Source organism: uncultured Thomasclavelia sp., from assembly GCF_944324745.1.
Classification (GTDB): Bacteria; Bacillota_I; Bacilli_A; order Erysipelotrichales; family Coprobacillaceae; genus Thomasclavelia.
The window spans coordinates 20,355-41,036 of sequence record NZ_CALUXO010000021.1 but is presented as its reverse complement, the minus strand read 5'-3'; the positions used below and the strand labels follow the sequence as shown (position 1 = coordinate 41,036).

Sequence of the window (20,682 nt, the reverse complement as noted above, 5' to 3'; positions counted from 1 at the left end):
AAAAAATGCTGATTTTACTAGTACTTCAGCATTTTTTTCATAATTTGATAAAAATTTTGAACATCAAACTATTTACAAATAGCTAGATTTTGTTATAATGTGTGCGTAATAAACACGAGGAGGAAATTAACGTGGTATTTGAAAAAGTAAAAGAAATAATTGTTGATTCTTTAGGATGTGACGAAGATAGCGTTACATTAGAAGCTAATTTAAAAGAAGATTTAGATGCAGATTCTTTAGATGCTGTTGAATTAATCATGGCAGTAGAAGAAGAATTTGATGTTGAAATTCCTGATGAAACAGCTGCAGAAATGAAAACTGTTCAGGATATCGTTGATTTTATCGAAGAAAACGCTTAATAATTTTATTACCCAGAGCAGCTGGGTAATAATTTTTTTAAAAAATTACTTTGATAATCAAAATAAAGGAGGATATTATGAAAATTGATTTAGTAAAACAATTAATTACTGAATTTGAAAACTCTGATGTTTTCAAAATGAAAGTAGAAATTGATGATATAAAATTAGAATTAGAAAAAGAACCAGCAGCACCGGTAAATGTAGTTAGTGCGCCAATGGCTCAATACCCAACTATGCCTATGCAACAGCCTGTAACTAATAATACTGCTGAAACAACAGAAGAAAAGGAACCGGAAGTTAGTGGTACACCTGTTAAATCACCAATCGTTGGGGTTTTCTATGCCGCTAGTTCACCAACTGCAAAACCATATGTTGAAGTTGGAAGTAAAGTTAAGGCTGGACAAGTATTATGTATTGTAGAAGCAATGAAAGTTATGAACGAAATTAAATCACCAATTGATGGAACGGTTAGCGCAATTTTAGCTAAAACTGAAGATTTAGTTGAATATGATCAAACATTAATAATCATTGAAGGAAATTAATTATGTTTAAGCGTATTTTAATTGCCAACCGTGGTGAAATAGCTGTTAGAATTATTAGAACTTGTCAAGAATTAGGAATCGAAGCAGTTGCTGTTTATTCAGATGTTGATAAAACATCTTTACATGTGCAATTAGCTGATTATGCGGTTTGTATTGGCCCAGCCAAAGCTTCTGAAAGTTATTTGAATATGAAAAATATTTTAAGTGCTGCAACAGCCTTAGGATGTGATGCTATTCATCCAGGATTTGGATTTTTATCTGAAAATTCTAAATTCGCCCGTTTAGTCGAAGAATGTGGTATGACTTTTATTGGACCAAGTGGTGATGTTATTGATATGATGGGAAATAAAAGTCAAGCTCGTCAAAAAATGATTGAAGCGGGAGTACCAGTAGTTCCTGGTAGTGATGGTAGTGTTAATACTTTAGAAGAGGCTAAAGCCTGTGCTGATAAAATAGGATATCCAGTTTTAATTAAAGCATCAGCTGGAGGTGGTGGTCGCGGAATGCGTAAAGCCTTTAGCGAAGAAGAATTTGAAGATGCTTATTTAACTGCTAAAGCAGAAGCTAAAGCCTGCTTTGGCGATGATGATATGTATTTAGAAAAATTAATTTTAAATCCAAAACATATTGAATTCCAGATCTTAGCCGATAATTATGGTAATGTTATTCATTTGGGGGAACGTGATTGTTCAATTCAAAGAAGAAATCAAAAAATGATTGAGGAAGCACCTAGTAAAGCTTTAACTCCATTATTAAGACAAAAAATGGGAGAGGATGCCGTTAAAGCAGCTAAAGGAGCTGGATATCGTAATGCTGGAACAGTTGAATATGTTTTAGATCAAAATGGAAATTATTATTTTATTGAAATGAATACTAGAATTCAGGTAGAACATCCAATTACTGAAATGGTTACTGGAATCGATATTGTTCGGGAGCAAATTCGCATTGCTGCTAACCAAAAGCTAACTTATAAACAAAGTGATATTCACTTAAATGGTCATGCTATTGAATGTCGTATCAATGCTGAAAATCCTAAAGAAGGATTTAGACCAAGCCCTGGGGTTGTAAAAAATGTTCATTTACCAGGTGGACCTGGAGTGAGAATCGATACAACGTTATATCAAGGTTACGAAGTATCATCTCATTATGATTCAATGATTGCTAAGGTAATTGTCCATGGGGCTAATCGTCTAGAAGCAATTCGCCGGATGCGTAGGGTTTTAGCAGAGTTAGTAATTGATGGAATTGATACTAATCAAGAGTTACAATATTTGATCTTACATTCAAGTGAGTATGTCAAAGGTAATTTTGATACTAGTTTCATTGAAAAGAATTTAGATAAGCTGGTGGTATAATAGATGGAAGAGTTATTTAAAGCACGGAAAGCTAAATTAAATTTATTTAAGTCTTTACGTCATAAAATGAAAACTAATCGTCGAATTGATATACCTGAGGGGCTTTACACTAAATGTGATGATTGTGGTGAATCAATTTTAACGACGGATTTAAAAGAAAATTATTATGTTTGTCCTAAATGCGGTGCTCATTTAAAAATGCAAGCTTATACTCGCTTAAAGTTACTCTATGATGGGGGTAGATATCGAGAACTTTATCGCGGGATTCAATCAAATGATCCATTAATGTTTCCTGGTTATCAGGAAAAGTTAAAACAGCTACAAGAAAAAACGCATTTAAATGAAGCTGTTGTCTGTGCAACTGGTAAGATTGATGGGAAAAAAGTTGTTGTCTGTGTAATGGATTCTCGCTTTTTGATGGGAAGTATGTCCGGAGCAGTCGGTGAAAAAATCACTCGTGCTATTGAACATGCTACTAAGCGAAAATGTCCATTAATCATTTTTACTACATCTGGTGGGGCCAGAATGCAAGAGGGAATTATTTCATTGATGCAAATGGCTAAAACTAGTGCAGCTTTAGCTAAACATCATGAAGCTGGTTTATTATATATCTCATATATTACTCATCCAACAACAGGTGGGGTTACGGCATCATTTGCGATGTTAGGAGATATTATTATCGGAGAACCAAAAGCCTTAATTGGTTTTGCCGGACCGCGGGTCATTGAATCGACAATTAAACAAAAATTACCTGAAGGGTTCCAAAGAACAGAATTCATGCAGGAACATGGGTTTATTGATTTAATTGTTGAACGTCCTAAAATGCGCGAAACAATTATTAAGTTATTAAAAATGCATAGTCGGGGGGTTCAATAATGACATTACAGGAAAAAGAAGTTAAAATTAAAGAAATTGAACTAGAATTATTAAAATTAAAAGAAGATCAGAAAGTTGATCATACGCTACAAATCAAAGATTTAGAAAATACTAAAGCTAAATTAGAAAAAGAAGCCTATCAAAACTTAACTGCTTACGATCGAGTATATTTAGCTCGTAAGGCTGATCGTCCTAATGTATATGAGTATATCGACAATCTGTTTGATGATTTTATTGAACTACATGGAGATCGAAATTTTAAAGATGATGGTTCAATTGTTGGTGGGTTAGCTCTTTTTAATGATATTCCTTGTACGGTTGTTGGTCATTTAAAAGGAAGAACAGTTGAAGAAAATATTAAATGTAATTTTGGAATGTCATCACCAGAAGGCTATCGTAAAGCTTTACGTTTGATGAAACAAGCCGAAAAATTTAACCGACCAATTATAACTTTTATTGATACACCAGGTGCTTATCCTGGTCTAGAAGCAGAAAAAAATGGGATTGGAGAAGCGATTGCTCGAAATCTAATGGAAATGTCACGTTTAAAAGTACCAATCATCGTGATCGTAACTGGTGAAGGTAATAGTGGTGGTGCTCTTGGTATTAGTATCGGGGATCGAATTGTAATGTTAGAAAACAGTGTTTATTCGGTTTTATCACCTGAAGGTTTCTCTTCAATTCTATGGAAAGATAAAGAAGGTAAACGGGTTCATGAAGCAACTGAGTTAATGAAATTAACAGCTCAAGATCTTTATGATATGAAAATAATTGATAAAATTATTCATGAACCACGTGGTGGTATTACTAAAAAACCAGAATATGTTTATAAACGGTTAAGAATTTATCTTCGTGATACCTTAGCTGAGTTATTAAAATTATCAAAATCATCATTAATTAACAAGCGTTATCAAAAATATAGAGAAATGGGTAGAATTACGAATGACTAATCGTGATATTTTAAACCGAGAATTAATTAACCATCTTTTTGTACGTTTATTTAATCAAATTCTTGATATTGAAAGCAAGTATATGGTTGCCCATGGAGTAGAGGACTTAAGTGTATCTGAATTACATATTATTGATGCTATTAGTTCTTTATCTAGTCCAACAATGTCAACGATTGCTTCAAAAGCAACGTTGACTAATGGTACTATTACTACCGCAATTAAAAAATTAGAAGCTAAAGGCTATGTTAAAAGACACAAGGATCAAAATGATCGCCGGATTATTCGGGTTGAGTTAACGCCAAAGGGAACTCGAGTTTGTAAAGTGCATAGCGATTTTCATGAAGAAATGGTTAGTCGGGTTTGTGAAGATAGTACTGTTTTAGATGATGAATTATTGATTAAATCGTTACAACAGCTGGTTTATTTCTTTGAAGATATCAAGGAAAGATATTAGGAGATTATAATGGATGGAATAAAGATATTATCTACTGGTTACTATGCCCCTTCCAAAATATTAGATAATTTTGATCTAGAAAAAATGGTTGAAACATCTGATGAATGGATCGTGTCAAGAACTGGTATTGAAAGAAGACATATATGCGAAACTGAAGATTGCACCCAGATGGCTTATTTAGCAGCTGTAAAAGCCATTGAAAAAGTTGATAAAGATAAAATCGGATTGATTATCTGTGCAACGATGACCCCAGATTATTTTACCCCTAGTACAGCTTGTTTATTGCAAGAAAAATTAGGATTAAATGATCATGAGGTAATGTGCTTTGATTTAAGCGCAGCTTGCAGTGGTTTTGTCTATGCATTAACAACGGCGCAGGCTCTTTTAAAAGGGATGCCAGATAAATACGCTTTAGTAGTAGGCAGTGAAGAAATTTCTAAGATTATTGATTTTACTGATCGTAATACTTGTGTTTTATTTGGAGATGGTGCTGGGGCTGTCGTTGTCAGCAATGGTGACGGTATGTTTGCAAGTTATTGTAATTCAGCTGGTAATATTGGAGCTTTATGTGCTCCGGCAATAAATAAGCAGGACGAAAACCATTTTCTAACAATGGCTGGTCAGGAAGTGTTTAAATTTGCAGTTAAAGTAATTCCTGAAAGTATAAATGCCATTTTAGATAAAACAGGATTAAGCTTTGATGATATTGATTATGTAGTTTGTCATCAAGCTAATTATCGGATTATTAGAAATGTTTATAAAAAAATGAAAGCTGATCCTAATAAGTTTTATATGAATCTACAAGAATATGGAAACACTTCAGCGGCTAGTATTCCTCTGGCATTAGGTGAAATGGATGCTAATGGTTTATTAAAAGCTGGTGATAAAATTATTTGTGTTGGTTTTGGTGGCGGTCTAACATGGGGCGCAACATTAATAGAATGGAGTTAAAAAATGAAGTTAAATGAAATATTAGGAATTGAATACCCATTAATTCAAGGGGGAATGGCAAATATTGCTACTGGTGAATTTGCAGCCAGTATTTCTAATGCCGGAGCATTAGGATTGATCGGAGCCGGTGGAATGGATACGGCAACTTTAAAGAAAAATATTGAAATCTGTCGTAGTTTAACTGATAAACCTTTTGGGGTTAATATCATGTTGATGAATCCATATGCTGATGAAATGGCACAATTAGTGATTGATGAAAAAGTTCCTGTTGTTACAACTGGAGCTGGTAATCCAGGTAAATATGTTAAAGCGTGGAAAGAAGCTGGAATTAAAGTATTACCAGTAGTACCTAGTGTTGCTCTAGCAAAAAGAATGGAAAAATATAACGTTGATGCAGTTATTGTAGAAGGTACTGAAGCTGGTGGTCATATTGGAGAATTAACAACAATGGCTTTAGTTCCTCAAGTAGTTGAAGCAGTTAAGGTTCCAGTAGTTGCTGCTGGTGGGATTGCTTCAGGAAAACAAGTTCTGGCAGCTTATGCTTTAGGAGCTTGTGGTGTTCAAGTTGGTACTTGTCTATTGGCAAGTGAAGAATGTCCAATTCATCAAAATTATAAGGATGCTGTAATTAAAGCTAAAGATACAAGTACAATTGTTACTGGAAGAATTGGTGGAACACCTGTTAGAATTATCAAAAATAAAATGGCTAAAGAATATGTTAAACGGGAAAAAGAAGGAGCCGGAATGGAAGAACTAGAAAAATATACACTAGGTTCTTTAAGAAGAGCTGTTCTTGAAGGTGATGTTGATACAGGTTCTTTAATGGCCGGACAAGTAGCTGGAATGGTTAAAGAAATTCAACCAGCAGCGACAATTATCAAAAATTTATTTGATGAATGTAAAGAAGAAATGAAAAGATTAGAAAGTGAGATTTAATGATGAAAAGTGTTTGCATAGGTGATATGAAGTTAGAAGTACCAATTATTCAAGGGGGTATGGGTGTTGGTATTTCACTGGGTAACTTAGCAGGACACGTAGCAAAAAATGGTGGAATGGGGGTAATTTCCACAGCCCATCCTGGATATCGGGCATCGGATTTTGATAAAAATCCAACTGAAGTAAATAAACGCGAGCTAGCTAAAGAAATCCAAAAAGCCAGAGAGATTGCTAAAGGAAAAGGAATGGTGGCTATTAATGCAATGGTAGCAATAACTGATTATGCAGAAATGGTAGAAGTGGCAATAAAAAATAAAATTGATGCGATTATTTCAGGAGCTGGTTTACCATTGAACTTACCAAGTTTTGTTAAAGGCACTAAGGTAAAAATTGCACCAATTGTATCTAGTGGTAAAGCAGCACGTTTGATTTGTAAAACCTGGGATCGTCGGTTTAAAGTAGCACCAGATTTTGTGGTAATTGAAGGTAGCGAAGCTGGAGGGCACTTAGGTTTTCATAAAGAAGATGTTTTAAATAAAACTACAGCTAAATTGGCTGATATTTTTAAAGAAGTAAAACAGACATTACAACCATTTGTTGAAAAATACCAAAAAGAAATTCCTATCTTTGTTGCTGGGGGTATTTACACAGCTGAAGATATCAAAGAATTTATGGAATTAGGTGTCGATGGTGTACAGATGGCAACAAGATTTATTTGTACTGAAGAATGTGATGCGGATCAAAAATACAAAGAAGCGTTTATTAGAGCTAAAAAAGAAGATATCGAAATTGTAAAATCTCCAGTAGGTATGCCTGGAAGAGCAATTATGACCAAACTTACAGAACGCTTAAAAAATGATGAACGAATTCCAGTTAAAAGATGTTATAATTGTTTAATACCATGCGATGTTAAAACAACACCTTATTGTATTTCAGCAGCTTTGATCAATGCTGCTAAAGGAAATATTGATGAAGGATTAGTTTTTAGTGGCAGCAATGGGTATCGAAATGATAAAATTGTAACAGTTAAAGAATTAATGGATGAATTAAAGGAAGGGTTTAAATAATGGGTAAAATTGGATTTGTATATGCTGGTCAAGGTAGCCAGGTAGTTGGTATGGGTAAATCTTTCTATGATAACTATCAAGTGGCTAAAGATGTTTTTGATCAGATTGATTTAGATATTGATGTAAAGAAATTATGTTTTGAAGGTCCAATTGAAGAACTTTCAAAGACAAGCAATACACAACCATGTATGGTGGCAGTTGCTATAGTTGCAACAAAGTTATTAAAAGAAAATGGAATAAATCCTGATTATGTCGCTGGGCTTAGTTTAGGTGAATATTCAGCATTAAATGCAGCTGGTGTTTTAGATGATCAAACAGCAATTAATTTAGTTCGCTTCCGTGGTCAGGCAATGGAAGAAGCAGCAGCTGGTATTGACAGTAAAATGATTGCTATTATTGGTCTTGATCGTGATTTATTAAATGAAGCGGTAGCTGAAGCTAGTGATTTAGGAGTAGTTTCAATTGCTAATTATAATTGTCCAGGACAATTAGTTATTGGTGGTGAAGCGGCTGCCGTAACTAAAGCTAGTGAATTAGCTTTAGAAAAAGGAGCTCGAAGAGCAATTCCATTAAATACTAGCGGACCTTTCCATACAAAACTTTTAGAACCAGCTAGTTTAAAATTAAAAGAAAAGTTCCAAGAAGTGACTTTTCATGAAATGCAAGTACCAGTAATCTTTAATAGCACTGCTAAAGAATTAGAAGCTGGAGTTACTGTTGCTCAAATGTTAGAAAAACAAGTAAAATCATCAGTATATTTTGAAGATAGTATTCGTTATATGCTGGCAAATGGAGTAGATACTATTGTTGAAATTGGTCCAGGTAAGGTGTTAAGTGGATTTGTTCGTAAGATTGACCGTAAAATTAAAACTTACCAAGTTGAAGATCAAGCATCATTAGAAAAGACATTAGCGGGATTAAAAGGAGAATAAAATGAAATTAAAAGATAAAGTAGTTTTAGTAACTGGTGGCGCTCAGGGAATTGGAAAAGAAATTTGTTTTGCCTGTGCTCGTGAAGGTGCTAAAATTGTAGTAAATTATATTGATATTGGTGATAACAAAGAAATTGCAATGCAAACTAAAGCTGAGCTTGAAGAAACTGGAGCAACTGTCATGTTAGCACAAGCCAATGTAGCTTCATTTGATGAAACAGCAGCGATGGTTAAAGAAGTTGTTAAAGAATTTGGACGAATTGATGTTTTAGTTAATAATGCTGGAATTACTAAAGATAATTTATTAATGAGAATGAAAGAAAAAGATTTTGATGCTGTTGTTGATGTTAACTTAAAAGGAACATGGAATTGTATGAAACATGTCACTAAGGTTATGATGAAACAACGTTATGGTCGTATCATTTCAATGTCATCAGTAGTTGGTGTTATGGGAAATGCTGGTCAGGTTAACTATGCAGCAACTAAATCAGGAATTATCGGAATGACAATGTCATTAGCTCGTGAAGTTGGTAGTCGTGGCATTACAGTTAATGCTGTAGCTCCTGGATTTATCAAAACAGCGATGACTGATGTTTTACCAGAAGATATTAAAGAAAGTATGATGAAACAAATTCCGTTAGGTACATTTGGTGAAGTTAGTGATATTGCTAATACAGTTGTTTTCTTAGCAAGTGATGATGCTAAATATATTACAGGACAGACTATCCACGTTGATGGCGGAATGGCAATGTAAGGAGAATGATGATGAAAAGAAGAGTTGTTGTTACGGGAATTGGTACAATTAATGCAATTGGGCATAATGTTGCAGAATCTTGGAAAAGTATTAAAGATGGTGTATGTGGAATTGGTGAAATTAAAAATTATGATAATTCACTAACAAAAGTTAAAATTGCCGGAGAAGTTAAAGACTTTAATGCAGCTGATTATTTAGATAAAAAATCTATTCGTAAAATGGATCGTTTTACCCAATTTGGAGTAATTGCTGCTCGTGAAGCTTTTAAAGATTCTGGATTAGAAATTGACAAAATTGATGCAGATCGTTTTGGAGTAGCAGTTTCTAGTGGTATTGGTGGTATTGGAACAATTGAAAAAGATCATACTAAAGCTTTACAAAAAGGTTATGATCGTGTTTCTCCATTCTTTGTACCAATGGTCATTACTAATTTAGCTGCTGGAAATATCGCTATCGATTTAGGAGCTAAAGGAATGTGTACATGTCCAGTCACTGCTTGTGCTGGAGGTACAAATGCAATTGGTGATGCTTTTAGAAATATTCGTGATGGATATCTAGATATTATGGTAGCTGGGGGAACTGAAGCTAGTATTACGCCATTAGGTATTGGGGGCTTTGCTTCAATGAAAGCTCTTAGTGATAGTAATGATCCAAATAGAGCTTCTATTCCATTTGATGCTGATCGTAGTGGTTTTGTTATGGGTGAAGGTGCTGGTATTTTAATTCTTGAAGAATTAGAACACGCTAAAGCTCGTGGGGCTCATATCTATTGTGAAATGGTAGGATATGGTGCTAGCTGTGATGCCCATCATATTACAGCTCCATTAGAAGATGGTTCTGGTGGTGCCAAAGCAATGATCAATGCGTTAGAAGATGCTAATTTAAAACCTGAAGATGTTACTTATATCAATGCTCATGGAACTAGTACACCATTAAACGAAAAAGGTGAAACTCTAGCAATCAAAGCCGCTTTAGGTGAAGCAGCTTATCATGTAGCGGTTTCTTCAACTAAAGGAAATACCGGACACTGCTTAGGAGCAGCTGGTGGTATTGAAGGTGTTTTCTGTGTTAAAGCTATTGAAGAAGGATATATTCCGGCAACAATTAATTATAAAAACCCAGATCCTCTATGTGATTTAGATATCGTTCCTAATGTTGGAAGAGAACAAGAAGTAAATGTTGCAATGTCTAATTCACTTGGATTTGGTGGACATAATGCAGCAATCGTATTTAAGAAATATGGAGAGTAAGAGAATGGAATTAAATAGTAATCAAATTCAAGAAATCAATCCACATCGTTATCCTTTTGCTTTAGTTGATCGTATCACTGATTATAAACCAGGTGAATATGCTAAAGGAATCAAATGTGTAAGTGTGAATGAAATGCAATTTTGTGGACATTTTCCACAACATCATGTAATGCCAGGAGTTTTAATTGTTGAAGCAATGGCACAAGTTGGATGTATTGCCATTTTATCTAAAGAAGAAAATAAAGGAAAAATTGCTTTCTTTGGTGGAATTAATAAATGTCGCTTTAAAGGACAAGTTATTCCTGGTGATGTTTTAGAAATGGAATGTCATTTAACTAAACAAAAAGGTCCTGTTGGAATTGGTGAAGCAGTTGCTAAAGTTAATGGTAAAGTTGTTTGTAAAGCTGAATTAACTTTTGCAGTTCAATAATTATTAAGCTAGTTGAAAAAACTAGCTTTTTTCTTTGATTGATAATTGTGAGTTCTTAATTATATAATGTAATTAGAAAAATTTTTACTTTGTAAGAAATGGACATTATCAAAATAAATGATATGGTAGAAAATGGAGGTAATTATGAAAATACAGACGTTATTAGAAAAAGCTGATGCAGTTATTAAAGATGAAAAACTAAAAACAATGTTTAAACAATGTTTTTTATCAACAATTGAAACAAGTATGAAAGTAGTTGATGATAAAACTTATATTATTACTGGTGATATTAATGCCATGTGGTTAAGAGATTCTAGCTGTCAAGTTAATCATTATTTAGATTATATAAATGATGATAAAGATCTACAATTAAAAATCAAAGGATTAATTAAAGCTCAAGTTGATTATGTTCTTCTAGATCCATATGCTAATGCATTTTTAAATACTGAAGATACTAAAAGAGAATATCACGATACTACTATTATGAAGCCATATGTATGGGAACGAAAATATGAAGTAGATTCACTATGTTATCCCATTAAATTGGCTTATCAATATTATCAAAAGTGTCAGGATACTTCTATTTTTGATCAAAAATATCTTCATTTTATTAACGTTGTTTTAGATACCATTGAAACTGAACAATATCATAGTCAAAGATCATCTTATACATTTGAAAGAGAAATTGCTAAAAAATGGAATTTAAGAAAAACCGAAACATTACAAAATCACGGTCACGGTTTTACTACTCGTTATACAGGAATGACCTGGAGCGCTTTTCGTCCCAGTGATGATGCTTGTGCATTAAATTATAATATTCCTGGTAATATGTTTTGCAGTATTGTTTTAGGGTATTTAAAGCAAATCGTTGCTGAGATATATCATGATCAATATTTAGTGGCCAGAATTGAAGATTTAAAATTTGAAATTGATTATGGGATTGAATTATTTGGAACTTATTTACATCCTAAATATGGTAAAATATATGCTTATGAAACAGATGGTTATGGTAATCATGTGCTAATGGATGATGCCAATGTTCCTAGTTTACTTTCAATTCCTTATCTAGGATATGTTGATATCGATGATGAAATATATCAAAACACTCGTAAGTTCATTTTAAGTGCCGATAATCCTTATTATTATCAAGGAAAACTAGCTAAAGGAATTGGTTCACCACATACTTGGAAAGAATATGTTTGGCCAATTGCTCTTACCATGCAGGCCTTGACTTCTAATGATGCTAATGAAATTAATGAACTTATTGAAATGATTGTCAATAATACCGGTAATACTGGATATTGTCATGAAAGTTTTGATGTCAATGATGATAGTAAGTATACTAGAGAATGGTTTTGTTGGGCCAATTCTTTATTTGCTGAGTTAATTATTAAAACATACTTAAAATAATTGTCTATTGCTTAAAAATCAGTATAATCTAGCCAGAAGGATTAAATTCCTTCTTTTTTTGTTTAGAAAAAATATTACCGGTTCTGTAATTCCAATTTGAAAGCGCTTTTTATATACTGGTATTTGTCAAAGGGAGGAAAATAGAAAATGAAATTTATTATGTCATTATTAGAAAAATATTTGATGCCTTTTTCTAATAAAATTACCGCAAACAGATTATTGAATGCGATTAAAGATGCTTGTATTTTAACTAGCCCATTTACTGTTGTCGGTTCCCTAGCGGGACTAATTAGTCAACAAGCTACTTATTGGTGTGGTCAATGGGGAATAGCATTAGATGGTATTTTGGGAAGTATTGTTAATACATTTGCTAACATTAATACTGTTGCCATGGGACTAACTGGATTAGTAGTTGTATTAGCTTCTTCTTATAATTATGCAACACAACTTAAAGGAAATAAAAAAGGTGATAAATGTGTTCCATTAGTTGCTTGTGTAGTATCATTGATAGCTTATATTGCTACCATTCCAAATGCAATTGATGTTGGTGATTCAACAATTACTGCGTTTCAAATTAATTTCTTCAACTATGAAGGAATGTTTACTGGAATGGTTATTGGTTTAGCCTCTTCATATTTATATTATCATTTAGTTAATTCTAAATACACTATTAAATTACCAGGTCAAGTGCCACCAATGGTCTTGAATTCTTTTTTATCAATTATTCCATTTTTTGTAATCATGGTTGTTTTTTCAGGAATTAAAGAAATTGTAACTGTTTGTGGATTTGCTTCGATTCAAGAATTGTTCACTCAATTTATTATTACCCCATTAAATGGTATTGGTACGGGATTACCAGCAGTTATTTTAGTAATTATCATTATGCAATTATTATGGTTCTTTGGAGTTCATGGTTTTTCAATCATGTGGGGTTTAATTTCAGTTTTATGGATGCCAATTTTCTATGAACATATTCAAATTTATGTTGAAACAGGTTCATTTGATAAAATTACTCAAGTCGCACCTAATACATTATGTAATGTTTATGCCATGATTGGTGGTTCAGGGTCAACTTTAGCTTTAGTAGTATTATTATTAGTTTTAGGTAAAAAAGGATCAGCAGAAAGATCAATTGGAAAAGTTGCTATCATTCCCGGATTATTTGGAATTAATGAGCCAGTAACATTTGGTTTACCAATTGTTTTGAATCCAATCATGTTTATTCCATTTGTATTTGTACCAGTTATTAATGCCATTATTGGATATTTCGCCACATCTTGGGGCTTAGTCAATCATTTGGTTGTATTAAATTCTGGGGTTGAGCCAATTTTCGTTAATGCATGGGTATTAGGAGCCTTTACAATTAGTCCAGTTATTTTATGTATTGTTTTATTCATCATTGATTTGATTTTATATTATCCATTTGTAAGACTACAAATTAAACAAAATAGTATAGAAGCAGAGAGTGAGGGTGTTGTTCTTGAGTAGAATACATTTTATTCCCCATGTTCATTGGGATCGCGAATGGCTTCGTTCCACTGATGCTTCAAGAATTAAATTAGTTTATTTCTTTGACCGCTTAATCGATATGTTAGAAAACGATAGTAAAATGGAATGTTTTACCTTCGATGGTCAAACCGCAGCTTTAGAAGATTATCTGGCAATTAAACCATATCAAAAAGAAAAAATTGCTAAATTGGTTAAAGAAAGAAAATTATTAATTGGTCCCTGGTATGTTCAACCGGATATGATTATACCATCTGGTGAAGCTTTAATTAGAAATTTATTAGTAGGTTCTAACTACGCTCGTTCTTTAGGACATTGTATGAACGTGGGTTGGGTACCGGATGCCTTTGGACAAAATAAAGTAACACCTTATCTGTTTAAAGAATTAGGAATGAAAGGAATTTATGCTTGGCGTGGGTTTGATTATGATTGCTTAGATGATTCATTATTTCTGTGGAGCGGAAATGGAAATACAGTTTTACCAACGGTTCATTTTGCCTTAGGTTATGGACATTATCGTGGTTTTCCTGAAGATTATCAGGAAGTAAAAAAGGATATGGAAAATTTTATTCCTAAATTAAAAGCTCGTTATCAAGATCAAGAAATATTATTCATGTTAGGAAGTGATTATGCATTTCCTAGAAGACATGCTCCAAAAATGATTGAATTGTTAAAACAAGATGGTTATAACTGTCAAATGAATAATCCCGAAGATTTCTTGGATACAATTTTACAAGCAGCAAAGAACAATCACCATGATTTAAATGTTTATGAAGGTGAAGCCCGCAGTGCGTCATTAGGACGAATTCATGCTGGAATTACTTCAACACGAATTGATATTAAAAATGCTATGCGTTATTATGAAACATTAATGGCTAAAGTGGTTGAACCAATGATTAGTATATCACGAATGCTCGGTGGTTATTGTGACCAAGAATTAGTTAATTATTTTTGGAAAATAATCTTTAAAAATCAGTTTCATGATTCAATTTACAGTTCTTCACCTGATAGTGTTAATCATACAGTTGCCAATCGTTTGTTGAATTTGCGACATGGCTTAAATGAATTAATCTGGATGAATTTTAGATATTTGGCAGAAAAAACCGATTTAAGTTCATTAAATGAAAATGAAGATATTCTAGTTTTATTTAATACTTTACCATATCAGCGTAATGACTATGCGTTTGTTAGTATGATCGTCAAGGATAAGAATTTTGTTTTAAGAAAACAAGATGGTTCAATTGTTCCGTACCAATTAATGAATGAAACAATTGATACTTGTCATGATATTGAATATTACAATGGAATGGAAAACTTCCATGATTCAGGTGAAGTTTTAGAAGGAACTAAGTTTAAAGTGCAGTTAAAAATTGCAACATCATTTTTACCAGCAATGGGATATGAAATCTTAAAAGTATGTTTTAATGAAACAAGCACTAATAATATTGATGGTGATGTAACAGTTTTTGCAAATGGGGCTGAAAATAAATATTTAAAAATTAAAATTGAAACTAACGGCACGATTACTGCAACAAATAAGATTACTAATGAAACATATAATAATTTAAATGCTTTTGTTGAAAAGGGTGATGATGGTGATGAATATAATTATTCACCATGTATTGATGATCAAGAAATTTTAATCAATGATTCCAAACCAGTTATTACTTTAGTTGAATCATCACCGATTGAAGCTAAATATCGAATTGTCTATAAGACAATGGTTCCAGAAAAGGTTGTTGAACATCATCGTGTTGCAAAATTAAAAGAGTTAAAAATCATTAGTGATGTTTCTTTAAAAGCCGATAGTCAAACAATAGATTTTAAAACAACAGTGGAAAATCATTCATCTGATCATATCGTCCGGGTAACTTTTGATGATTTATATAAATCTTTTCAAAATTGTAGCCAAGATCAATTTGGAACCATCATCAGAGATAATAAAATCGAAAATCAAAAAAGTTTGGAAGATGGAGCAACGGAGTATGTATTACCAATTTATGCAATGCAGCGTTTTGTCAAATTGAATCATCAAAAATCAATTATGGCATTAATTAGTAAAGGTCCATTAGAGTATGAAATTGAAGATAATCAAAAAATCTGTTTAACATTATTACGAAGTGTTGGTAAATTTGGAAAAGCTGATTTATTAATTAGACCAGGAAGATCTTCAGGCTATCGAATGGATACACCATCCTCACAGTTATTGGATAAATCAATTACTAGTGAATATTCTATCTTTTTAGGTAAAGCTGATCAAATGAGTGACTTGATTAAAAATGCTGAAGTTTTAAATACACCAGTACAAAGTCGTTATTTAAATGATATTAGTCGTCACAAAAATGCTGGTTTAGCTTGGCGTAATAGCATTCTTGAATTAGATTCAAGAGTTGAATTGATGGCTTATAAAAAATTAGAAAACGGTAATGGATCAGTAATACGGATTTTAAATAATCGTGATGATGATGTAAAAGATGTTGTATTGTCATTAGATAAGAATTGTAAGTGCTATTTGGCTAATGTTCATGAGGAAAAATTAGAAAAATTAGAGAATAAAAACGGACAAGTTTTATTTGAAAATATTATGGCAAATACTTTCATTACTGTTATAATAGAGTAGATTTTTTCTACTCTATTTTCACATGAAAGGATGGTACAGTAATATGAGTTTGATTAAAAATTTTCAAAAGTTTGGTAATAATTTAACAGAACTGGAAATTGAATCATTTCAAAAATTATTAACTTTTGAAAATTTGGAACCAAGTCTAACAATCTCTTCACTTGCTGAAGCTTTAAATGTATCGACAACAACGATATTTAGAATGGTAAAAAAGTTAAATTATAAAACATTTATGGATTTTCGTTATGATCTTTTATATCAACGTCATGATGAATTTGTCGCTGAAAAGACTAATAAAGATATTTGTGATCTGATGGAAAAAGAGATTCGAGATACAATAACTATGCTAAAAAGCATAAATATTGACGAGGCAATTAAAGACATTGTCAATGCCAAAAGTGTTCTTATCTGTTCATCAGGTATGAATAAATATGTGGCCAAAATATTGGCAGTAAAATTGAGTTTATATGGAATAAGAACAATCTACCCCGATGATAGTTGGTTTTTATATTTAGAAGCTAATAATTTAACGAAAGATGATTTTGTTATTGTTTTATCACGAAGTGGGGAAACTGAAGCGATTTTTGATGTTTTAAAAAATGCTAAGTTTAGTGGCTGTAAAATATTATTAATAACTGAGCGAAAACAATCACCAATGGGCAAGTTATCAGATTATGTCATGAATGTTTCGGTTTGTGAAGATGAAGGTTATGATATTGATTCACGGTTGCATATTCATCTGGCAATCGAATATTTATTAAGAGAATTAGTTAATCAGTATTTATATAATAAAAAATATTTATAATTAATAGGAAGATAGATATGGTAGAAGAAATTGTAAAACAAATGACATTAAAAGAAAAAGTTGGCCAGTTAAATCAGCATTTATATGGCTGGCAATGTTTTGAAAAAGTAGCTGATCATTATGAATTGACTGAGACATTTAAAAAACATGTTAAAGAATTCGGTGGCGTTGGAGCAATTTATGGTATTATGCGCGCTGATGCCTGGTCACAGATTGATAAAAATAATGGAATCAGTCGCGAAGATAGTAAAAAAGTAATTACAATGATCCAAGATTACATCAAAAAACATTCACGCTTTAATATTCCCGCATTAATTAGTGAAGAATGTGTTCATGGCCATATGGCTTTAAAAAGTGCGGTGTTTCCAACACAATTAGCTATGGGAATGACCTGGAACATAGAGTTAATGGAACAGGTGAGTCAAAATGTCAGTCAGGAATTAGCAGCTAAAGGTGGTAATCTTGCTTTATTTACTGGATTTGATGTGCTAAGAGATCCCCGCTGGGGACGTAGTGAAGAATGCTTTAGTGAAGATCCTTATTTAACTAGTCAGATGGTAAAAGCGGGGGTTACCGGATTTCAAAAAGATAATCACAGTGTTGGGATAGTTGTTAAGCATTTATGCGGTCAAGGTGCTGGAGTTGGAGGACATAATTCTGATGCTGCTAATATTGGAATGCGGGAGCTAAGAGAAATTCATTTACCACCTGTAAAAGCGGCTGTTATGGCTAATGCCAGTGCTGTAATGGCAGCTTACAATGAAATTGATGGAATTCCTTGTCATATAAATCAGTACCTGTTAAATGATATTTTAAGAAAAGAATATGGTTTTAATGGAATTGTGATGGCAGATGGCTGTGCTTTAGATCGTCTTTTATTAATGAATGATAATCCTTTATTAATGGGAAGTAAAGCATTAAAAGCCGGTGTTGACTTAAGTCTCTGGGATCAAGTGTATTTAAAATTAGATGATGCTATTAAATCTGGATATTTGCAAGAGAAGGAATTGGATCAGGCGGTTATTAGAGTTTTAAAATTAAAAGAAAAACTTGGTTTATTTAAACCATCAAAAAATATCCCTTTACCTGAAAGTGATGATTTATTACTTGAATGTGCTAGAGAATGTCAAGTACTATTAAAAAACGAGAATCGGATTCTACCAATTGCAACTGATAAAAAAATTGCAGTTATTGGTCCTAATGCTCATAATTATTTAAACCAATTAGGCGATTATACCGCTTATCAAGAAGCTGACGATATTGTCACTGTTTTACAGGGAATTGCTAAAAAGACTAAAACACCACCGATGTTTGCACTTGGGTGTACTACAAGGCTTAAACAATTTGAAGATTTAGATCAAACACTAAAAATAGCTAAAGAAGCCGATGTAGTTGTTATGGTCTTAGGTGGTAATAGTACGCGATTATATCAAAATGATTTTGAAAATAATGGAGCTTTGAAAATTCAAGAATATAATGAGATGAATTGTGGTGAAAATATTGATCTAGCTTCTCTAGAATTAGAGGGTTATCAAAATCAATTGTTGCAAGAAGTTAGTAAAGTTAATTCTAATATTGTTACTGTTTTAATCCAAGGACGACCTCACGTAATAGATCAAGTATTGAAATATTCTAAAGCGGTTATTGCCAGTTTTTATCCTGGAGCTCGTGGTGGTGATGGGATTAGTGATGTGTTATTTGGAGATTACAATCCTAGTGGCCATTTATCAGTTTCGTTGCCGCGGCATGTAGGGGCCTTACCTTGTTATTATAATCATAAATATAATGGGGCTCAAAAAGACTATGTTGATTTGAAGCCAGGACCACTTTTACCATTTGGCTATGGATTAAGTTATAGTGATTTTGTCTACCAAAACATATCTATTCCTAAAACAATTAGTATTTCCAAATTAAAAAAAGATGGATTAGAAATCTCACTAGATATCTGTAATTTAAGCAATATCGATGGTAGTGATGTCATCCAAGTGTATTTAAAACATCTAAATGCATCGATAGTAGTTCGAATCTTGGAATTAAAAGGATTTAAAAAAGTATTTGTTCCTAAATTAGCAAAGGTAAATGTTCAAATAAAGCTAACATATGAAGATTTTGCTATTTGGGATGAATTCATGAATTTTACAGTTGAAGCCGGGAAAGTGATGATTTGTCTAGGACAAGATAGCCAAAATTATCAAGAATATCTCCTTACCATAGAAAAATAAGTTTTTAATATTTTAAAATAGTAATTATTTGTTAAAATAATGGTAATAGATATGAAAGGATCATGGCAATGAAAGAAAATGAGAATATTTGTTTAGAAATTGATGATAATAGTTTTGAATATTATCCAATAGCACCAGAAATAGTACAGACTTCTAATTTTAAGTTTAAAAATTTTCAACATTATGTAGATGTTAATGCTAATAGCGAGTTTGCATACACTTATACACGTGGCGATAATCCAACAATTAAAATTTTAGAAGATAAACTGGCTAGATTGGAAGGTGGTCAACAAGCTCGAGCATTTGCTTCAGGAATGGGAGCAATTTCGGGAACTGTTTTAAGTTTAATTAAACAAAACGACCATATTATTATTGTTAACACTGTATATGGTTCTAGTGTTAAGTTGATTCAGCAATTATCTAAATTTGGAGTGGAATCAACAAAAATTGATGTCAATGAAACAAAAGAAATCTTTGATTATATTCAAGAAAATACTAAAATGATTTATTTTGAGAGTCCTTCATCACAAAAGTTTGCAATGCTGGATTTAGAGTTGATTGCCAGAGTTGCTAAAGAAAAAGAAATCTATACAGTAATCGATAATACTTGGGCAACGCCATTATTGCAAAATCCGTTAAATCATGGTATTGATGTTGTAATCCATTCTTGCTCTAAATATATTGGTGGTCATAGTGATATTGTTGGCGGTGTGGTGATTACTAATGAAAGTTTAATGCAAAAAATTGATGATTTTGCAACGATTTTACTAGGTGCAACTATGACTCCAATTAATGCCTGGCTGGCAATTAGAGGATTAAGAACTTTACCAGTACGTTTAAAATCACAAAATGAAACAATTATTAAGATGTTAGATATGTTAAAAACACATCCTAAAATTGAAAAATTATATCATCCATATATTAATGATCGAGATTTGGCAAGTCGTTATTTAAATGGATATGGTAGTTTATTTGGCGTTGTTTTAAAAGAGGCGACACCAGTGATAATTGAAAAATTTGTTGATTCATTAAAGCACTTTACCCTGGCTTATAGTTGGGGTGGTTTTGAAAGTTTGATTATGCCAGTATATAAAGGAAATAATCTTGAAGAATTAAAACAGCGCGGGCTAGCTGTTGGTCAGTTGCGAGTTTATTTAGGGTTAGAAGATAGTCAGTTATTAATTGATGATTTTGTTTCAGCTTTAAATAAAGCTTATCAATAAATTAGTAGAAGTAGAAAATTCTATTTCTACTTTTTTATGT

Annotated in this window: 19 protein-coding genes; all 19 read left to right on the top strand. The window is 32.5% G+C overall.

Annotated elements, in window-relative coordinates:
* The first annotated feature begins 131 nt into the window (after window positions 1-131).
* The 19 genes from acpP (at window position 132) to Q0K54_RS02305 (ending at window position 20,642) form a co-directional block, all read left to right on the top strand.
* Window positions 132-359, top strand: a complete 228-nt coding sequence (gene acpP / locus Q0K54_RS02395) for an acyl carrier protein (protein ID WP_374011442.1) — start codon at window positions 132-134, stop codon at window positions 357-359.
* Window positions 360-436: 77 nt separating this feature from the next.
* Entirely contained in the window at window positions 437-901 is a 465-nt protein-coding gene (accB, locus tag Q0K54_RS02390; protein ID WP_294578246.1) for an acetyl-CoA carboxylase biotin carboxyl carrier protein, read from the top strand.
* 2 nt (window positions 902-903) lie between these two features.
* The gene (locus tag Q0K54_RS02385) at window positions 904-2,256 is read left to right on the top strand and encodes an acetyl-CoA carboxylase biotin carboxylase subunit (RefSeq protein ID WP_294578245.1); all 1,353 of its coding nucleotides are present in this window, start codon (window positions 904-906) and stop codon (window positions 2,254-2,256) included.
* A 3-nt stretch (window positions 2,257-2,259) separates the two neighbouring features.
* Window positions 2,260-3,132 carry an acetyl-CoA carboxylase, carboxyltransferase subunit beta gene (gene accD, locus Q0K54_RS02380; RefSeq protein WP_294578244.1) on the top strand — a complete coding sequence of 291 codons (873 nt, stop codon included), beginning with the start codon at window positions 2,260-2,262 and terminating at the stop codon, window positions 3,130-3,132.
* Window positions 3,132-4,082 carry an acetyl-CoA carboxylase carboxyltransferase subunit alpha gene (locus Q0K54_RS02375; protein WP_294578243.1) on the top strand — a complete coding sequence of 317 codons (951 nt, stop codon included), beginning with the start codon at window positions 3,132-3,134 and terminating at the stop codon, window positions 4,080-4,082. The genes accD and Q0K54_RS02375 overlap by 1 nt, the downstream gene beginning before the upstream one ends.
* On the top strand, window positions 4,075-4,536 hold the full coding sequence (locus tag Q0K54_RS02370; RefSeq protein ID WP_294578242.1) for a MarR family winged helix-turn-helix transcriptional regulator: 462 nt from the start codon (window positions 4,075-4,077) through the stop codon (window positions 4,534-4,536). Before Q0K54_RS02375 ends, Q0K54_RS02370 begins: the two co-directional genes overlap by 8 nt.
* 9 nt (window positions 4,537-4,545) lie before the next feature.
* Window positions 4,546-5,487, top strand: a complete 942-nt coding sequence (locus tag Q0K54_RS02365; RefSeq protein ID WP_294578241.1) for a beta-ketoacyl-ACP synthase III — start codon at window positions 4,546-4,548, stop codon at window positions 5,485-5,487.
* A gap of 3 nt (window positions 5,488-5,490) precedes the next feature.
* On the top strand, window positions 5,491-6,423 hold the full coding sequence (locus Q0K54_RS02360) for a DUF561 domain-containing protein (RefSeq protein ID WP_294578240.1): 933 nt from the start codon (window positions 5,491-5,493) through the stop codon (window positions 6,421-6,423).
* A gap of 2 nt (window positions 6,424-6,425) precedes the next feature.
* Window positions 6,426-7,490 carry a nitronate monooxygenase family protein gene (locus tag Q0K54_RS02355; protein WP_294578248.1) on the top strand — a complete coding sequence of 355 codons (1,065 nt, stop codon included), beginning with the start codon at window positions 6,426-6,428 and terminating at the stop codon, window positions 7,488-7,490.
* The gene (gene fabD, locus Q0K54_RS02350; RefSeq protein WP_294578239.1) at window positions 7,490-8,422 is read left to right on the top strand and encodes an ACP S-malonyltransferase; all 933 of its coding nucleotides are present in this window, start codon (window positions 7,490-7,492) and stop codon (window positions 8,420-8,422) included. The genes Q0K54_RS02355 and fabD overlap by 1 nt, the downstream gene beginning before the upstream one ends.
* 1 nt (window position 8,423) lies before the next feature.
* Window positions 8,424-9,176, top strand: a complete 753-nt coding sequence (fabG, locus tag Q0K54_RS02345; protein WP_294578238.1) for a 3-oxoacyl-[acyl-carrier-protein] reductase — start codon at window positions 8,424-8,426, stop codon at window positions 9,174-9,176.
* Window positions 9,177-9,184: 8 nt separating this feature from the next.
* Window positions 9,185-10,426, top strand: a complete 1,242-nt coding sequence (gene fabF, locus Q0K54_RS02340) for a beta-ketoacyl-ACP synthase II (protein WP_294578237.1) — start codon at window positions 9,185-9,187, stop codon at window positions 10,424-10,426.
* 4 nt (window positions 10,427-10,430) lie between these two features.
* Window positions 10,431-10,856, top strand: coding sequence for a 3-hydroxyacyl-ACP dehydratase FabZ (gene fabZ, locus Q0K54_RS02335; RefSeq protein WP_294578236.1), 426 nt, complete (start codon window positions 10,431-10,433; stop codon window positions 10,854-10,856).
* Window positions 10,857-11,000: 144 nt separating this feature from the next.
* Window positions 11,001-12,266 carry a glycoside hydrolase family 125 protein gene (locus Q0K54_RS02330; protein ID WP_294578235.1) on the top strand — a complete coding sequence of 422 codons (1,266 nt, stop codon included), beginning with the start codon at window positions 11,001-11,003 and terminating at the stop codon, window positions 12,264-12,266.
* A 147-nt stretch (window positions 12,267-12,413) separates the two neighbouring features.
* Window positions 12,414-13,754 (top strand): PTS sugar transporter subunit IIC, encoded by a 1,341-nt coding sequence (locus Q0K54_RS02325; protein ID WP_294578234.1) that lies wholly within the window; start codon window positions 12,414-12,416, stop codon window positions 13,752-13,754.
* Window positions 13,738-16,392, top strand: a complete 2,655-nt coding sequence (locus Q0K54_RS02320) for a glycoside hydrolase family 38 C-terminal domain-containing protein (protein WP_294578233.1) — start codon at window positions 13,738-13,740, stop codon at window positions 16,390-16,392. Before Q0K54_RS02325 ends, Q0K54_RS02320 begins: the two co-directional genes overlap by 17 nt.
* 43 nt (window positions 16,393-16,435) lie before the next feature.
* Entirely contained in the window at window positions 16,436-17,197 is a 762-nt protein-coding gene (locus Q0K54_RS02315) for a MurR/RpiR family transcriptional regulator (RefSeq protein WP_294578232.1), read from the top strand.
* A 17-nt stretch (window positions 17,198-17,214) separates the two neighbouring features.
* Window positions 17,215-19,419: a glycoside hydrolase family 3 N-terminal domain-containing protein gene (locus Q0K54_RS02310; protein WP_294578231.1), complete on the top strand. Its 2,205-nt coding sequence runs from the start codon at window positions 17,215-17,217 to the stop codon at window positions 19,417-19,419.
* A gap of 68 nt (window positions 19,420-19,487) precedes the next feature.
* Window positions 19,488-20,642 carry a PLP-dependent aspartate aminotransferase family protein gene (locus Q0K54_RS02305; protein ID WP_294578230.1) on the top strand — a complete coding sequence of 385 codons (1,155 nt, stop codon included), beginning with the start codon at window positions 19,488-19,490 and terminating at the stop codon, window positions 20,640-20,642.
* Window positions 20,643-20,682 lie beyond the last annotated feature (40 nt).